Annotated in this window: 2 pseudogenes; one reads left to right on the top strand and one right to left on the bottom strand. The window is 46.5% G+C overall.

The window, feature by feature from the left end:
- Nucleotides 1–293 (top strand): annotated as a pseudogene (locus tag R7R24_RS27995) (methyltransferase domain-containing protein); the annotation flags it as partial.
- On the opposite strand, the pseudogene R7R24_RS27990 reads toward R7R24_RS27995, so the two are convergent.
- Nucleotides 237–630: pseudogene (locus tag R7R24_RS27990) on the bottom strand (transporter substrate-binding domain-containing protein); the annotation flags it as partial. The pseudogenes R7R24_RS27995 and R7R24_RS27990 overlap by 57 nt on opposite strands.

Here is a 630-nt window from a genome sequence, read left to right as displayed (position 1 = left end):
ATTTTGTCGATTGCGGACATGACGTTATCGCAATGGATTACAGCGCAGAAGCCGTCAATCTTGCGAAATCTCAGCTTGGTCAACATCAAGATAAAGTGATGTTGGGGGATGTATTTAATGCGGACTTTTCCCGAGCGTTTGATGTGATTTATGAACGCGCATTTTTAGCCGCACTACCGAGAGAAATATGGGGTGATTACTTTGCGATGATTGAGCGTTTGCTACCAAGTATTACACTCTTTCACTGTCTTGACGTCTTCGTCGATCGAACCACTTGGTTTAATTGGACTTAAACTTGAATCGGTACGAGAAACAAGCCATACCGCCGATGGGAAGTAGTCCTGAGAAAAGTCCAATACCTCTTCCCGCCAATCCAAAATCGTCACGCCATTGGCGATCAGATCACCCTCAATTGGCACACTGCCACCCACGACTGCGCGGTTGTGTCGGTATTGAACATCTTGACCTGTCAGCTTACCGACCATGTCACTCCACTGAGCCGGTACGTACTCATATCGCACACCTAACGAGCTCGCAAATCCTTTTACGATATCGACATCTAATCCTGTCAGCGTGTGCATTTCACCTTGCTCGATGTAAGAAACAAAGTTGGCATAAGGCACACCGATA

This window comes from Vibrio sp. 704 (assembly GCF_033339295.1).
The sequence above is the reverse complement of the archived record's forward strand: the minus strand, read 5'-3'. Positions and strand labels throughout refer to the sequence as shown.